Raw genomic sequence first — 13,802 nt, 5'->3', positions numbered from 1 at the left:
AAAGACATTTGGAGGAAGGGATGCGAGTTTTAAAGTTTGGAGGATCATCATTAGCCGATGCTGATCGCTTTTTAAGAGCGGCGGATATCATTGCTAATAATGCTCAACAGGAAGAAGTGGCTGTCGTATTGTCAGCCCCAGGAAAAACAACAAATAAATTGGTGGCCGTGATCGAAGCGGCGCTAAAGACAGGTGATGCCGAACTCAAAATCGCTGAACTAGAAGATTCATTTCGCGACCTTTTTCAAGATATTAAGCAAGTCTTACCTAATATTGATGGTGCGGGCTACGACCATCAGGTGAAATCGTCACTCACTCAACTGCGTCAGTTTGTTCACGGCATCAACTTACTTGGTATGTGTCCAGATAACGTCAACGCACGTATTATCAGCAAGGGTGAACGCGTTTCTATTCAACTGATGAAAGCAGTATTGGAAGCGAAAGGTCAACCAGCGAGCTTGATTGACCCGGTGCAGTATCTATTTGCACGCGGTGACCATTTAGAAGCGATGGTCGATGTAGAAATCTCGACAGAGAACTTCCGCCAAAATCCACTTCCTCAAGACCACGTCAAGATCATGCCGGGCTTCACTGCAGGCAATGACAAAGGTGAGTTGGTTACCCTTGGACGTAACGGTTCTGATTATTCAGCCGCAGTATTAGCAGCGTGTTTACGTGCTGATTGCTGTGAAATCTGGACAGACGTAGACGGCGTTTACAACTGTGACCCTCGTTTGGTTGACGACGCACGTCTGCTGAAATCGCTTAGTTACCAAGAGGCAATGGAGCTTTCTTACTTCGGTGCTTCCGTTCTGCACCCGAAAACCATTGCTCCGATTGCCCAGTTCCACATTCCATGTCTGATCAAAAACAGCTTTAACCCACAAGGTGCGGGTACGCTGATTGGTCAGGATACGGGTGAAGACAACCTAGCGATCAAAGGCATCACTACCCTTAGCGACCTGACTATGGTGAACGTTTCTGGTCCGGGTATGAAAGGCATGGTCGGTATGGCAAGCCGCGTATTTGGCGCGATGTCATCGGCAGGCGTGTCGATTGTACTGATCACTCAGTCGTCGTCAGAGTACAGCATCAGTTTCTGTATCGAGTCTGAAGATAAAGCGCTGGCGCAAAAAGCGCTGAGCGATACGTTTGAACTTGAACTGAAAGATGGCCTGCTAGAGCCGGTCGACTTTATCGACAACGTAGCGATTGTAACGCTAGTTGGCGACGGTATGCGCACCTCTCGCGGCGTGGCGTCTCAGTTCTTCCTCTCTCTAGCAGAGGTGAATGTTAACATCGTCGCGATTGCCCAAGGTTCTTCCGAGCGCGCAATCTCAGCGGTAATCCCAGAAGATAAAATCTCTGAAGCGATCAAAGCGTGTCACGAGAACTTGTTTAACTCGAAACACTTCCTTGACGTATTCGTTGTTGGTGTCGGTGGCGTCGGCGGTGAGCTGGTGGACCAAATTGAACGTCAACAAGCGAAGCTGGCAGAGAAAGGCATCGTGCTGCGTGTGTGTGGTCTGGCGAACAGCAAAGGCCTATTGCTCGATAGCAAAGGCTTGCCGCTGGAACACTGGCGTGATCGCATGAAAGACGCCACAGAAGAGTTTAGCCTTGCGCGTCTGATCTCTTTGGTTCAGCGTAACCACATTATCAACCCAGTGCTGGTGGACTGTACTTCAAGCGAAGCGATCGCCAATCAGTACACCGATTTTCTTGCTGCGGGTTTCCACGTAGTAACGCCAAACAAGAAAGCCAACACTGCCAGCATGGCGTACTATCATCAGTTACGCGATGTTGCACGTAGCTCTCGTCGTAAACTTATGTATGAGACAACAGTAGGTGCAGGTCTTCCGGTGATCGAAAACCTACAGAACCTGATCTCAGCGGGTGATGAACTGGAACGCTTCAGCGGTATTCTTTCTGGCTCACTCTCTTACATCTTCGGCAAGCTAGACGAAGGTATGACGTTGAGTGAAGCCACCAACATCGCAAAAGAAAATGGCTTTACGGAACCTGACCCGCGTGACGACCTATCTGGTATGGACGTGGCTCGCAAGCTTCTGATTCTCGCGCGAGAAGCGGGCATGAACTTAGAGCTTGAAGACGTGATCGTTGACCAAGCATTGCCACCAGGTTTCGATGATTCTGGCAGCGTTGAAGAGTTTATGGAGCGTTTGCCACAAGCGGATGCGTACTTTAAAGAGCAATCTGCATTGGCCGCTGAAGAAGGTAAAGTACTGCGTTACGTTGGTGAGATCGCAGATGGTCAATGCCGAGTGAGCATTGCCGCTGTGGATGAAAACGATCCGATGTTTAAGATCAAGGATGGTGAGAACGCGTTGGCATTCTACAGCCGCTACTACCAGCCAATTCCACTAGTACTACGTGGTTACGGTGCGGGTACTGAAGTAACGGCGGCTGGGGTATTCTCAGATGTGATGCGTACATTAGGTTGGAAACTAGGGGTATAAACAAAATGAGTAGTGGTATGGATGTGGTGGTTTATGCCCCAGCGTCAATTGGTAATGTAAGTGTAGGTTTTGATGTATTGGGGGCGGCAGTGTCCCCAATCGACGGTACTTTATTGGGTGACCGTGTGCTGGTGAAATCTGGCAGTGAACCATTTAGCCTCAAAACCGCAGGACGCTTTGTGTCTAAATTGCCGGACAACCCAAAAGAAAACATCGTATACGATTGCTGGTTAGTGTTTGCCCGCGAGTTGGATAAAAAAGGCGTCGACTTGTTGCCGCTTGAAATGACACTAGAGAAAAACATGCCGATTGGCTCAGGTTTAGGCTCAAGTGCGTGTTCTATCGTTGCGGCTCTTGATGCTCTGAACCGTTTCCACGGTCAACCTCTCAATGAGACCGAACTGCTCGCGCTAATGGGCGAGATGGAAGGCAAAATCTCAGGGGGAGTGCACTACGATAACGTGGCACCGTGCTACTTAGGCGGTGTGCAGTTGATGTTGGAAGAACTGGGTATCATCAGCCAAGAAGTTCCGAGTTTTGACGACTGGTACTGGGTGATGGCGTATCCGGGCATTAAAGTTTCGACCGCAGAAGCGCGCGAGATCTTACCGTCTCAATACCGTCGCCAAGACATCATCGCTCATGGTCGTCACTTGGCGGGCTTTATCCACGCGTGTCACTCTGGTCAACCTGAGCTTGCAGCAAAAATGATCAAAGACGTGATCGCAGAACCATATCGTGAGAAACTGCTCCCTGGCTTCGCTGATGCACGTAAATATGCGGCAACAGCAGGCGCATTGGCAACCGGGATCTCAGGAAGTGGTCCTACGCTATTTAGCATTTGCAAAGAAAAAGATGTCGCTGAGCGAGTTGCTCGCTGGCTAGAACAAAATTACGTACAAAATGAACAAGGATTCGTCCATGTCTGTCGTTTAGACAAACAAGGCTCGATCGTGACAGGAAGTGAGCTATGAAGCTTTACAACATAAAAGAAAATGATGAACAAGTTTCCTTTGGCCAAGCCGTTCGCCAAGGGTTAGGCCGTAATCAAGGTCTATTTTTTCCATCGGAACTGCCTAAATTTGACGATATCGATGCGCTACTAGCAGAAGACTTTGTTTCTCGTAGCACCAAGATTTTATCTGCGTTGATTGGTGATGAGTTATCGCAAGACCAAGTGAACTCAATGGTTGATGCGGCGTTCCAATTCCCAGCTCCGATTAAATCAGTGAAAGATGGCGTGTACGCGCTAGAGCTGTTCCATGGTCCAACGCTTGCGTTTAAAGATTTTGGTGGCCGCTTTATGGCGCAATCGCTAGCAACGGTTTCCGATGGCGGTAAAATCACTATCCTAACAGCAACGTCAGGTGACACTGGTGCGGCCGTTGCACACGCTTTCTACGGTATGGAAGACATCAATGTGGTGATCCTATACCCGAAAGGTAAGATCAGCCCATTACAAGAAAAGCTGTTCTGTACGCTGGGTAAGAACATCCACACTGTAGCGATCAACGGTGACTTTGACGCGTGTCAGGCGCTGGTTAAACAAGCATTCGATGATGCGGCGCTGCGTGAAGAGATCGGTTTAAACTCGGCTAACTCGATCAACATCAGCCGTTTGATGGCACAAATCTGTTACTACTTTGAAGCGGCAGCGCAGATGAGTAAGCAAGAACGCGAAAACCTTGTTGTATCAGTACCAAGTGGTAACTTCGGTAACCTAACTGCGGGTCTACTTGCTAAAGCGCTTGGTCTACCCATCAAACGCTTTATCGCCGCGACTAACGCGAACGATACAGTGCCTCGCTACCTAGATACAGGTAAGTGGGAACCGAAGCCAACCGTCGCGACGACGTCTAACGCGATGGATGTGAGCCAACCAAACAACTGGCCGCGTATCGAAGAGCTGTGCCGCGTAAAAGAGTGGGGCTTGGAAACACTAGGTAAAGGTGCGGTTTCGGACCAGCAGAGCGCTGAATCAGTGAAGTCACTGTTTGACCAAGGTTACCTATGCGAACCGCACGGTGCGATCGCATACCGTGTGTTGGAAGAACAGCTTCAAGCAGGCGAGACTGGCCTGTTCCTATGTACCGCTCACCCGGCGAAATTCAAAGAAGTGGTTGACGATATCTTAGGTTCGGACATTGAACTGCCAGCACCGCTAGCGAAACATGCCGCGATGGAACTGCTGTCAGAAGATTTAGATAACGATTTCGACGCGCTAAAACAAGTGTTGCGTCGCGTACAGAAGTAATTGTTACTGATACCAAAAAAGGTCGCTTAGGCGACCTTTTTTATTGGCTTGATTTTGTTTAGCGGTTCAATGCAAAAGTAGGCAGAGATAAGTGCCAACGGATTGCGCCTAAGCGTATCAACAAGGTCGAAAATACCCCAGCCAAGAACGCCGTATCATTATCGTAACCCATCGCCAGTGCGGTCGTGTGGAAAACGCCGCCGATGATACAAGCCGTCGCGTAGACTTCGCTTCGCAGCACCATTGGCACTTCACGCGCTAAAACGTCGCGAATGATGCCACCACCACAACCAGTGATAACCCCCATGATGACCGCCACTAGCGCAGAATCTTGGAATAACATCGATTTTTCAACGCCGATACCGACAAACACTGCCAGTCCGATCGCATCGCAAACGGGTAGGATCCACCAACGTAGCCTTGTCGGGCGTCGGATGATGATCATCGTCGCAAGGCAGGTTAGTAATATGACCCATAAATAGTTGGTGTCGGTGATCCAAAATACCGGCGTTGCACCTAACGCCATGTCGCGAATGGTTCCGCCACCAATCGCAGTAACACTACCCAAAACGGCAACACCAAATGGATCCATCTTTAATCGCCCGGCCAATAACACGCCGGAAATAGCAAAAATTGCAGTACCAAAAAGGTCGATGCTATAGAGCAGCATTGAATCCATGTGGGTAAAATCTCATACAAAATAGGTAGTAGTAAAATGCCGACTGATATTCAGCTGGCAGGGTCATTAATTCACGTTTGTTCGCGCCGATTCCAGATAATCACACACCTGTTCTATCGCCTTTAGAGTGCGTGGTGTCGGGCGGTTAATCCAATCGGAGTTCAGTTGCCAAACGTGGTTGTTTTCGACCGCAGTCAACTGCGAACGCCACGCTTGCCACATGTTGCCATTTTTAATTGCATGCTCAGAGGTAAAGATAACGTCTGGGTTGTTCACGATGACCTGCTCTGAACTGACCTGCGGATAAGGCGCTGGGCTTTGCGCAAACACATTCACGCCGCCGCAAAACTCAAATACTTCGCTCGGCCACTTACCTTGCGCAACCGTAATAATTGGCTGTTCGCTCAGTTGGTAAAAATAGCGTACGGGCTGGTCAATGTGGTAGCGTTTTTTTAGCTCTTGGAGTGAATTTCGGTATTTTCTCGCCGCATTCTGACCAATTGATGGGTCGTCAGCGTATTGGCTTAGTTGCTCGATATTATGGGCAATGTCTTGCAAAGAAGACGTTTGAGAGTAGTAGATATTGAAACCGAACTGCTCAAGTTTCTCTAACTCTCGCATCGGATTTCCTGACGGCCAAGCGATGATCAGATCGGGTTGTAGCGCAATAATGCGTTCGATCTTTATGCCTTGGTAGTTGGCGACTTTTTCAATTTCCAGCGCTTCTGGCGGATAGTCGCTGCGTTCACTGACGGCGACAAGTTTATCGCCAAGACCTGCGGCAAACGCGATTTCGGTTGCGTGGGGCGCTAAGCTAACGATGCGTTCGACAGGCTTTGCACCGACAATACTTGGCATCAACAGTGCCAATAGGTAACACAGTGTTTTCATCTAGATTCCTTGATAAACCGCTGCCATGAGTGCGCTTTGGATCAGAATCCACGCCAACATGCGCCAAGCCAACAGTTTTTGTACTTGAGCCATATGCAGCGCAGACGGGGCAATGCGTCCACCAAGTTTGGCGCGTACTGATTTCTTACCGTCGTAAATCGCTGGGCCGCCCAACGATAGTTCCAGTTTTGCGCCAACCGATACCAACAGCCATGAAGGGCCAGGCAGAGGCCATGATGCTGCCTGTTGTTTAATTAGCGTCATCACAGCGCGAGATTTGTTGCCAATCGCCACCATCAAAGCCAATAGGCGTAATGGGATGAAATCGAGTAGCGCCACGATGCGAATAGCTGGAATGCCAAACGGTGAAAACTGAACCCGTGAAGGAGACCAAGCGCGAGCAAGCTCTACCGCCATTCGATAGACAAACGCGGCCACGCCACCACCAATCCCGTACCAAAACAATACGCCGAATACGTTTCGCCCGTAGGACATGATTAACGTCTCGGTTCCTGCCTTTCCTAACCCTAGTAGGGAAAGCGATTCCGTTGAGCGGTTGACCACAGGTTTCAGCAACATTTTGGCCTGCTCTTTATCTTCGCGAGCAAGCGCCGTAACAAATTGAGCACTGAATTTGTCGGTGTTACGCCAGTCGATGGCGAGGAGTAAAAACGCCAGTTCGAACAACTGTGGCTGCCAAACGAGAGGTTTAAGCGCGAAGATAACGGCTACCATTGGCACTATCATTAACAGCCAAGCTAACGAGCCGGAAAGGATGCTTTGTGAGTAGCTGTTATTAGTGTTGACTTTTTGTGCCAGTAGCTCAGCAAATTTATGCCATAAAATGGCGGGGTGTGCTTCGCGAGGGAAGGGGAGAATGAGATGGCATAATAAAGCGCTCCACATGACGAGGAGCGCTCCGTTTGAGTAGAGTAGATTGAACAAATCTTCCATGATGCACGTTCGTCTTACTTAAGTAACTCAACCATTTTGAAGACCATTTCTGACGAGCTTTTTGCTGCTAGAGGTAAGAACTCTTCAAAGCTCATTGGAGACTCTTTGTCTGCCACATCAGAGATTGCACGAACCACAACAAACGGTACGTTGAATTGGTGACACGTTTGCGCGATAGCTGATGCTTCCATTTCAACCGCGATAACTGAAGGGAAGTGAGTACGGATAAACGCTTGACGCTCAGCGGTGCAAACAAATGCATCACCGGTACAGATTAGGCCACGTACCGCGTGTTTATCTTCCATTTGCTCTAGTGCTTGCTCGGCAACGTTCATCAGTTTTTCGTCTGCTAGGAATGCGGCTGGTTGTTGCGCCATTTGACCCATTTCGTAGCCAAATGCGGTTACGTCGGCATCGTGGTGGCGAACTTCTGTTGAGATCACTACGTCGCCTAGGTTTAAGCTTGAATCGAAACCGCCTGCAGAGCCTGTGTTGATCACAACATCAGGTTGGTATTCATCAAGTAAGATAGTCGTACCAATCGCCGCTGCTACTTTACCAATACCCGATTGAAGCAGAACCACCTCTACGCCATTTAGTTGGCCAGCGAAGAAAGTACAGCCTGCTTTAGTCACGGTTTGGCAGTTTTCGATAGCTTGTTTAAGGATGGAAACTTCTTGTTCCATTGCACCAATGATGCCGATTTTCATAGTGAATCCTGTTTGTTCAATTAGGTATTTCGTTTAGGTCGCTAAGTGTACCAGAAAACACGCAAGTTCCTAGAAAATACCTATTGCTTAACCTCTGCTCATCCCATATAATCCGCGCTTCGCGTAGTGGCTGAATCAGAGATTGGCTGCTACAACTTTAAACTTACTCTTATTAGGAGAGAATTATGTCTCTGAATGCAGAAACTAAAGCAGCAATCGTTGCAGAATACGCACAAGGCGAAGGCGACACTGGTTCACCAGAAGTTCAAGTAGCTCTACTTACAGCTTCTATCAACCACCTACAAGGTCACTTCAAAGCACACAAAGGCGATCACCACAGCCGTCGTGGTCTTCTACGTATGGTTTCTCGTCGTCGTAAGCTTCTAGATTACCTAAAAGGTAAAAACCTAGCTCGCTACCAAGACCTAATCAAGCGTCTAGGCCTACGTCGCTAATAAGCGACTGCTTAGCAGTTTGTCAGAAAAGGGGCTTTGTGCCCCTTTTTTGTTGGCTAAATTTAGCCAAATGCCTTTCTTACCGTTATACTACGCACGGCTAAATCCCAAACATTGGGATTTTCATCAAAAAGCTCATTGCATTACAGTCAACCTCGTCGACCAAAAGGTCGCGGCTATTAAAAAGAAATTTCACTGAGTTTCTTTTCACTAGTCGCGATTCGTAATGCCTTGAGTGTTAATTAACACACTCTGAGTGCCGATATGTCGGTGTGCTCAGAAACAAGGAATAACAATGTTCGAAAAACCAGTTGTTAAAACGTTCCAGTACGGTAACCACACGGTTACTCTAGAAACTGGCGTTATCGCACGTCAAGCAACAGCAGCAGTTATGGTAACTATGGACGATACAGCAGTATTCGTTTCTGTAGTCGGTAAAAAAGAAGCAGTAGCGGGTCAAGATTTCTTCCCACTAACTGTAAACTACCAAGAGCGTACTTACGCTGCAGGTAAAATCCCTGGTGGCTTCTTCAAGCGTGAAGGTCGTCCATCTGAAGGTGAAACGCTAACCGCTCGCCTAATCGACCGTCCAATCCGTCCACTATTCCCGGATGCGTTTAAAAATGAAGTGCAAGTTATTGCAACGGTTGTATCTGTAAACCCTGACGTTCAACCAGATATCCCAACAATGATTGGTACATCTGCTGCGCTTGCTATCTCTGGTATCCCGTTCAACGGTCCTATCGGTGCAGCACGTGTTGGTCACATCGATGGTCAGCTAGTGCTTAACCCTAGCCAAACTGAGCTAAGCGCATCACGTCTAGACCTAGTAGTTGCAGGTACAGAATCTGCGGTACTAATGGTTGAGTCAGAAGCGGATAACCTAACTGAAGAAGAAATGCTAGCAGCAGTTGTGTTCGGTCACGATCAACAACAAGTTGTTATCAACGCAATCAACGAGTTCAAAGCTGAAGTGGCTACTCCAGCTTGGGATTGGGTTGCTCCTGAAGAGAACACTGCACTTAAAACTAAGATTGCTGACCTAGCTGAAGCTAAGCTTGTTGAGGCTTACCAAATCACTGAGAAGATGTCTCGTTACGATCGCATCCATGAGATTGCAGCAGAAGTAAACGAAGCGCTACTTGCTCAAGATCCTGAAGCGGATACGAAAGAAATCCACACTATCTTCCACGATCTAGAGAAGACAGTAGTACGTCGTAGCATCATCGCGGGTAACCCTCGTATCGATGGTCGTGAGAAAGACATGGTTCGCGCACTAGACGTACGTACTGGCGTTCTTCCACGTACTCACGGCAGCGCACTGTTCACTCGTGGTGAAACTCAGGCTCTAGTGACTGCAACTCTGGGTACTCAGCGTGATGCACAAATCATCGATGAGCTAACGGGTGAGCGTAAAGATCACTTCCTACTACACTACAACTTCCCTCCATACTGTGTGGGTGAGACTGGTTTTGTAGGTTCTCCTAAGCGTCGTGAAATCGGCCACGGTAAACTAGCGAAGCGTGGTATTGCTGCAGTAATGCCATCTCCAGAAGAATTCCCATACACAGTACGTGTTGTATCAGAAATCACTGAATCTAACGGTTCATCTTCAATGGCTTCTGTATGTGGTACGTCTCTAGCACTTATGGATGCTGGTGTGCCAATCAAGTCTTCTGTTGCGGGTATCGCAATGGGTCTTGTTAAAGAAGGCGATGATTTCGTTGTTCTTTCAGACATCCTTGGTGACGAAGACCACCTAGGCGACATGGACTTTAAAGTAGCGGGTACTAACGACGGTATCACTGCACTTCAGATGGACATCAAGATCGAAGGCATCACTAAAGAGATCATGCAAATTGCGCTTAACCAAGCTCAAGGCGCACGTAAGCACATCCTATCTGTAATGGATGAAGCAATCTCTGGCGCTCGTGATGACATTTCTGAGTTCGCTCCGCGTATTCACACCATGAAGATCAGCGCTGAGAAGATCAAAGACGTTATCGGTAAAGGTGGTGCAGTTATCCGTGCTCTAACTGAAGAGACGGGTACAACTATCGAAATCGAAGACGACGGTACAATCAAGATTGCTGCAACTGAAGGTGCAGCTGCGAAAGAAGCAATCCGTCGTATCGAAGAGATCACAGCAGAAGTTGAAGTAGGCCGTATCTACACAGGTAAAGTTGCTCGTCTAGCTGACTTTGGTGCGTTCGTTACTATTCTTCCAGGTAAAGATGGTCTGGTACACATCTCTCAAATCGCTGACAAGCGTGTAGAGAAAGTGTCTGACTACCTAGCTGAAGGTCAAGAAGTTCAAGTTAAAGTTCTTGAGATCGACCGTCAGGGCCGTGTTCGTCTAAGTATGAAAGAAGCGGTAGAGAAGACAGAAGAAGCAGCAGCTGAAGAAAAGCCTGCATCTGACGCATAATAGTTTAACCGTAAGCCCACTTTGTGGATTAGCTTATTAGGTTAAAAGCATGTATAAAGGGAGCCATAGGCTCCCTTTTTTTATATGCGGATGATGCTAAGCTAGACTTAGCAACAGGAGTATCGAACTGTGAAATGGTTTCAAACCGCGACGCTTAGTCTTGCTGTATTAGTGACCGCTGGCTGTGCCTCAAATTCTAATAACAATGCTGAATGGCTATACCCGCCGATGGCTGTGCCGTTGCAAGCGAGTGTTCAGCAAGAAGTGCAAATCGCCCGACTAGGGCAGTTATTACAACGTCCAGACCTCAAGAATGAGGTTCGTGCCAAGATGTTTTACGAACGTGGCAGCTACTATGATAGCGTTGGTCTGCGTGATTTGGCTCGTCTGGATTACAAGCAATCTTTAGCGATTAACCCACTTCAACCTGATCTCTACAACCTACTGGGTGTGCACTTTACTCAGGTAGGGGATTTCGACGCGGCGTATGATGCGTTTGGTTCCACTCTTGAGCTTGATCCGTCAAATTCCTACGCTGAACGCAACCGTGCAATTGCCTTGTACTATGGCGACCGTCTGCCTTTGGCGATGGAAGACATGCAAAAGCACTATGCGCAGGATCCCGAAGACCCATTCAGAGCACTGTGGTTGTATTTGATTGAATCAGAAGTTGATCCGATTAAAGCGCGCGAGCGTCTGGTGGCGAGCTATCAGCAACGCAATGAACAATGGGGCTGGGTATTAGTCGCGATCTCATTAGGTGAAGTGTCAGAAGCCAATGCGTTCAAAGCGATTCTACAAGGTACGCGAGATAACACCTTGTTGGCTCAAAGGTTGACGGAAGCCTACTTCTACTTGGGTAAGCGTTATCAGCGCGAAGGTGACTTTGCCAGCGCAATTTCACTCTACAAGTTAGCGATTTCTTTCAACGTTTATGAATACGTTGAACATCGATACGCATTTCTCGAACTCACGCGCATCTACAATCAAGTGCAAGAAGAGCAGCTCGCGAGAGCGAAGAGCCAACAACAGCAAGCCGCTAAGTAGCCAATTTGAAATGAACAAAGCCACCGCAACAAACGGTGGCTTTTTTAATATCTTGTCGCTAGAATAGTTAGCCTTGCTAACTAAGTTGATCATTATGAGTCTAGAAAACAGTTTGATCGAGCTAGAGCGTTTCTGCGCAAAAGCGTGGCGTGTCTATGCCAAGGAAGATCCCCTTTCGTCGTTGAGCTTCAATGAGTTCGACTATTTGCGTGTGATCCAAGATTTCTCTGATGGCATTCGCATTACCGACCTGGCGGAAGAGATGAAGGTAACCAAGCCATCGGCGTCTAACATGGTCGCTAGGCTGCAGAAGAAGGGCTTAGTTCAGCGGGTTTCATGTCCGGAAGATGGTCGCTCAAAGCGCGTTGTCCTGACAGAGAAAGTGATAAAGGATTTATCTTTAGAGCAAGAAGTTTACCGGAAGATTGCACAAGCCATGAATCGTAACTTGGGTGCGGAAGAAGCAAGGCAGCTTGTCTACTTATTGGAAAAGTCGTTAAACAACTAAAATTTATCCATTTAGTTAGCTTGGCTAACCTTTGGTGAGAGTATGCAAATATCCATATACAAGCAGTTTTGGCGTTATACCATTCCGACAGTTGCAGCGATGCTAGTCAACGGGTTGTACCAAGTCGTTGATGGTATTTTTATTGGCCGTTACGTCGGAGCGGATGGTCTGGCAGGTATCAACGTTGCGTGGCCAGTGATCGGTTCGATCCTTGGGATCGGTATGCTGGTGGGTGTCGGCACGGGCGCTTTGACGTCGATTCGTCAAGGTGAAAAAGACGCACTTGGTGCAAAACAGGTGTTGATGACAGGGTTGTTGTTACTGCTGCTAATCACACCGATTGTTGCGGTGACACTATGGCTGTTCGCCGAGAACTTCCTAATCTGGCAAGGTGCGCAGGGGCGTGTGTTTGACCTTGGCTTGCAGTACCTCGATATCCTGATTGCAGGGTGTGTGTTCACGCTGGGATCGATTGCGATGCCATTCCTACTGCGTAACGATGAAAGCCCGAAATTGGCCACTATGCTGATGATGGTCGGTGCGCTAATCAACATCGTTTTAGACTATGTGTTTATCGCGTTTCTGGATTGGGAATTGACTGGTGCTGCGATTGCGACGGCGATTGCGCAGATGACGGTGACCGCGCTTGGTATCGCGTACTTCTTCTCACCACGCGCTAATTTACGTCTTAAAATTGCTGATTTTGAGTTTCGCTTTACCGCGATTCCTCAGATCTTCACCATCGGTGTCTCAAGCTTTTTTATGTATGCTTATGGTTCGGCGATGGTGGCATTGCACAACGGCTTGTTTGCCGAATATGGCGATCAACTGATGATCGGTGCGTATGCGATCTTGGGGTATATCGTGACGGTTTATTACCTTGCGGCTGAAGGGATCGCGAATGGCATGCAGCCGTTGGCGAGCTATAACCACGGCGCGAAACACGTTGAGAATATTAAGAAGCTACTCAAAGTCGCAATGGTATCGTCAATTTCACTTGGTGTTATTTTTGTCGTGTTGCTGAACGTGTTTCCTTACCAGTTCGTCTCGGTGTTTAACTCCGAGAGCCACGAATTAGTCGACTACACAGTGACGGGGATTCAGTTGCATCTATTTGCGCTGGCGCTGGATGGCTTCTTAGTGGTAACAGCCGCGTATTACCAAGCGATCAATAGTGGTAGTAAGGCAATGTTTGTCACCATGGGCAATATGCTTATCCAGCTGCCGTTCTTGTACATCATGCCGAAACTGTATGGTGTCACTGGTATTTGGCTCGCTTATCCTTTGTCGAATATCGCGCTGAGTGTGGTGGTAGCGGTAATGCTTTATAACGATGTAAAGCGTTATCAGATGCGAACGGTACAAGCTGCAATATAAATAAAGTGGTATGAAAAAA

The 13,802-nt window shown here is 48.0% G+C and carries 12 protein-coding genes; 8 read left to right on the top strand and 4 right to left on the bottom strand.

The annotated features are described in order from the left end of the window. Positions 1–20 precede the first annotated feature (20 nt). Genes thrA through thrC form a run of 3 tightly spaced genes read left to right on the top strand, consistent with a single transcriptional unit; the run spans position 21 to position 4,734 of the window. Positions 21–2,480: a bifunctional aspartate kinase/homoserine dehydrogenase I gene (thrA, locus tag AKJ31_RS10415; protein ID WP_053409026.1), complete on the top strand. Its 2,460-nt coding sequence runs from the start codon at positions 21–23 to the stop codon at positions 2,478–2,480. Positions 2,481–2,497: 17 nt separating this feature from the next. Continuing rightward, positions 2,498–3,454, top strand: coding sequence for a homoserine kinase (gene thrB / locus AKJ31_RS10410; protein ID WP_053409025.1), 957 nt, complete (start codon positions 2,498–2,500; stop codon positions 3,452–3,454). Then, the gene (gene thrC / locus AKJ31_RS10405; RefSeq protein WP_053409024.1) at positions 3,451–4,734 is read left to right on the top strand and encodes a threonine synthase; all 1,284 of its coding nucleotides are present in this window, start codon (positions 3,451–3,453) and stop codon (positions 4,732–4,734) included. Before thrB ends, thrC begins: the two co-directional genes overlap by 4 nt. 58 nt (positions 4,735–4,792) lie before the next feature. Here thrC and AKJ31_RS10400 read toward each other — a convergent pair whose 3' ends face one another. The 4 genes from AKJ31_RS10400 to mtnN all read right to left on the bottom strand — a co-directional run bounded on the left by AKJ31_RS10400 (position 4,793) and on the right by mtnN (position 7,968). Further along, the gene (locus tag AKJ31_RS10400) at positions 4,793–5,413 is read right to left on the bottom strand and encodes a TRIC cation channel family protein (RefSeq protein ID WP_053409023.1); all 621 of its coding nucleotides are present in this window, start codon (positions 5,411–5,413) and stop codon (positions 4,793–4,795) included. 66 nt (positions 5,414–5,479) lie between these two features. Then, positions 5,480–6,304, bottom strand: a complete 825-nt coding sequence (gene btuF, locus AKJ31_RS10395) for a vitamin B12 ABC transporter substrate-binding protein BtuF (protein WP_053409022.1) — start codon at positions 6,302–6,304, stop codon at positions 5,480–5,482. Then, on the bottom strand, positions 6,305–7,258 hold the full coding sequence (locus AKJ31_RS10390) for a cobalamin biosynthesis family protein (protein WP_053409021.1): 954 nt from the start codon (positions 7,256–7,258) through the stop codon (positions 6,305–6,307). Positions 7,259–7,272: 14 nt separating this feature from the next. Beyond that, positions 7,273–7,968 (bottom strand): 5'-methylthioadenosine/S-adenosylhomocysteine nucleosidase, encoded by a 696-nt coding sequence (gene mtnN, locus AKJ31_RS10385; RefSeq protein ID WP_053409020.1) that lies wholly within the window; start codon positions 7,966–7,968, stop codon positions 7,273–7,275. Positions 7,969–8,153: 185 nt separating this feature from the next. Between mtnN and rpsO the strand changes: the two genes are divergently transcribed. The 5 genes from rpsO (at position 8,154) to AKJ31_RS10360 (ending at position 13,783) form a co-directional block, all read left to right on the top strand. Next, entirely contained in the window at positions 8,154–8,423 is a 270-nt protein-coding gene (gene rpsO / locus AKJ31_RS10380) for a 30S ribosomal protein S15 (RefSeq protein WP_005380094.1), read from the top strand. Between the two features lie 295 nt (positions 8,424–8,718). After that, a complete protein-coding gene (pnp, locus tag AKJ31_RS10375; RefSeq protein ID WP_053409019.1) occupies positions 8,719–10,851 on the top strand; it encodes a polyribonucleotide nucleotidyltransferase in 2,133 nt (710 codons plus the stop codon). A 129-nt stretch (positions 10,852–10,980) separates the two neighbouring features. Next, on the top strand, positions 10,981–11,898 hold the full coding sequence (gene nlpI / locus AKJ31_RS10370; RefSeq protein ID WP_053409018.1) for a lipoprotein NlpI: 918 nt from the start codon (positions 10,981–10,983) through the stop codon (positions 11,896–11,898). Between the two features lie 94 nt (positions 11,899–11,992). Continuing rightward, the gene (locus AKJ31_RS10365; protein WP_053409017.1) at positions 11,993–12,406 is read left to right on the top strand and encodes a MarR family winged helix-turn-helix transcriptional regulator; all 414 of its coding nucleotides are present in this window, start codon (positions 11,993–11,995) and stop codon (positions 12,404–12,406) included. A gap of 42 nt (positions 12,407–12,448) precedes the next feature. Next, positions 12,449–13,783 carry an MATE family efflux transporter gene (locus tag AKJ31_RS10360; protein WP_053409016.1) on the top strand — a complete coding sequence of 445 codons (1,335 nt, stop codon included), beginning with the start codon at positions 12,449–12,451 and terminating at the stop codon, positions 13,781–13,783. The last annotated feature ends 19 nt before the right edge of the window (positions 13,784–13,802 follow it).

Origin of the sequence: Vibrio hepatarius (assembly GCF_001274785.1) — a bacterium.
GTDB lineage: Bacteria > Pseudomonadota > Gammaproteobacteria > Enterobacterales > Vibrionaceae > Vibrio > Vibrio hepatarius.
The sequence above is the reverse complement of the archived record's forward strand: the minus strand, read 5'-3'. Positions and strand labels throughout refer to the sequence as shown.

Excerpts from the sequence above, each read along its gene's own strand:
- thrA (WP_053409026.1), top strand. The coding sequence starts at position 21 with ATGCGAGTTTTAAAGTTTGGAGGATCATCATTAGCCGATGCTGATCGC.
- thrB (WP_053409025.1), top strand. The coding sequence starts at position 2,498 with ATGGATGTGGTGGTTTATGCCCCAGCGTCAATTGGTAATGTAAGTGTA.
- thrC (WP_053409024.1), top strand. The coding sequence starts at position 3,451 with ATGAAGCTTTACAACATAAAAGAAAATGATGAACAAGTTTCCTTTGGC.
- AKJ31_RS10400 (WP_053409023.1), bottom strand. The coding sequence starts at position 5,413 with ATGGATTCAATGCTGCTCTATAGCATCGACCTTTTTGGTACTGCAATT.
- btuF (WP_053409022.1), bottom strand. The coding sequence starts at position 6,304 with ATGAAAACACTGTGTTACCTATTGGCACTGTTGATGCCAAGTATTGTC.
- AKJ31_RS10390 (WP_053409021.1), bottom strand. The coding sequence starts at position 7,258 with ATGGAAGATTTGTTCAATCTACTCTACTCAAACGGAGCGCTCCTCGTC.
- mtnN (WP_053409020.1), bottom strand. The coding sequence starts at position 7,968 with ATGAAAATCGGCATCATTGGTGCAATGGAACAAGAAGTTTCCATCCTT.
- rpsO (WP_005380094.1), top strand. The coding sequence starts at position 8,154 with ATGTCTCTGAATGCAGAAACTAAAGCAGCAATCGTTGCAGAATACGCA.
- pnp (WP_053409019.1), top strand. The coding sequence starts at position 8,719 with ATGTTCGAAAAACCAGTTGTTAAAACGTTCCAGTACGGTAACCACACG.
- AKJ31_RS10365 (WP_053409017.1), top strand. The coding sequence starts at position 11,993 with ATGAGTCTAGAAAACAGTTTGATCGAGCTAGAGCGTTTCTGCGCAAAA.
- AKJ31_RS10360 (WP_053409016.1), top strand. The coding sequence starts at position 12,449 with ATGCAAATATCCATATACAAGCAGTTTTGGCGTTATACCATTCCGACA.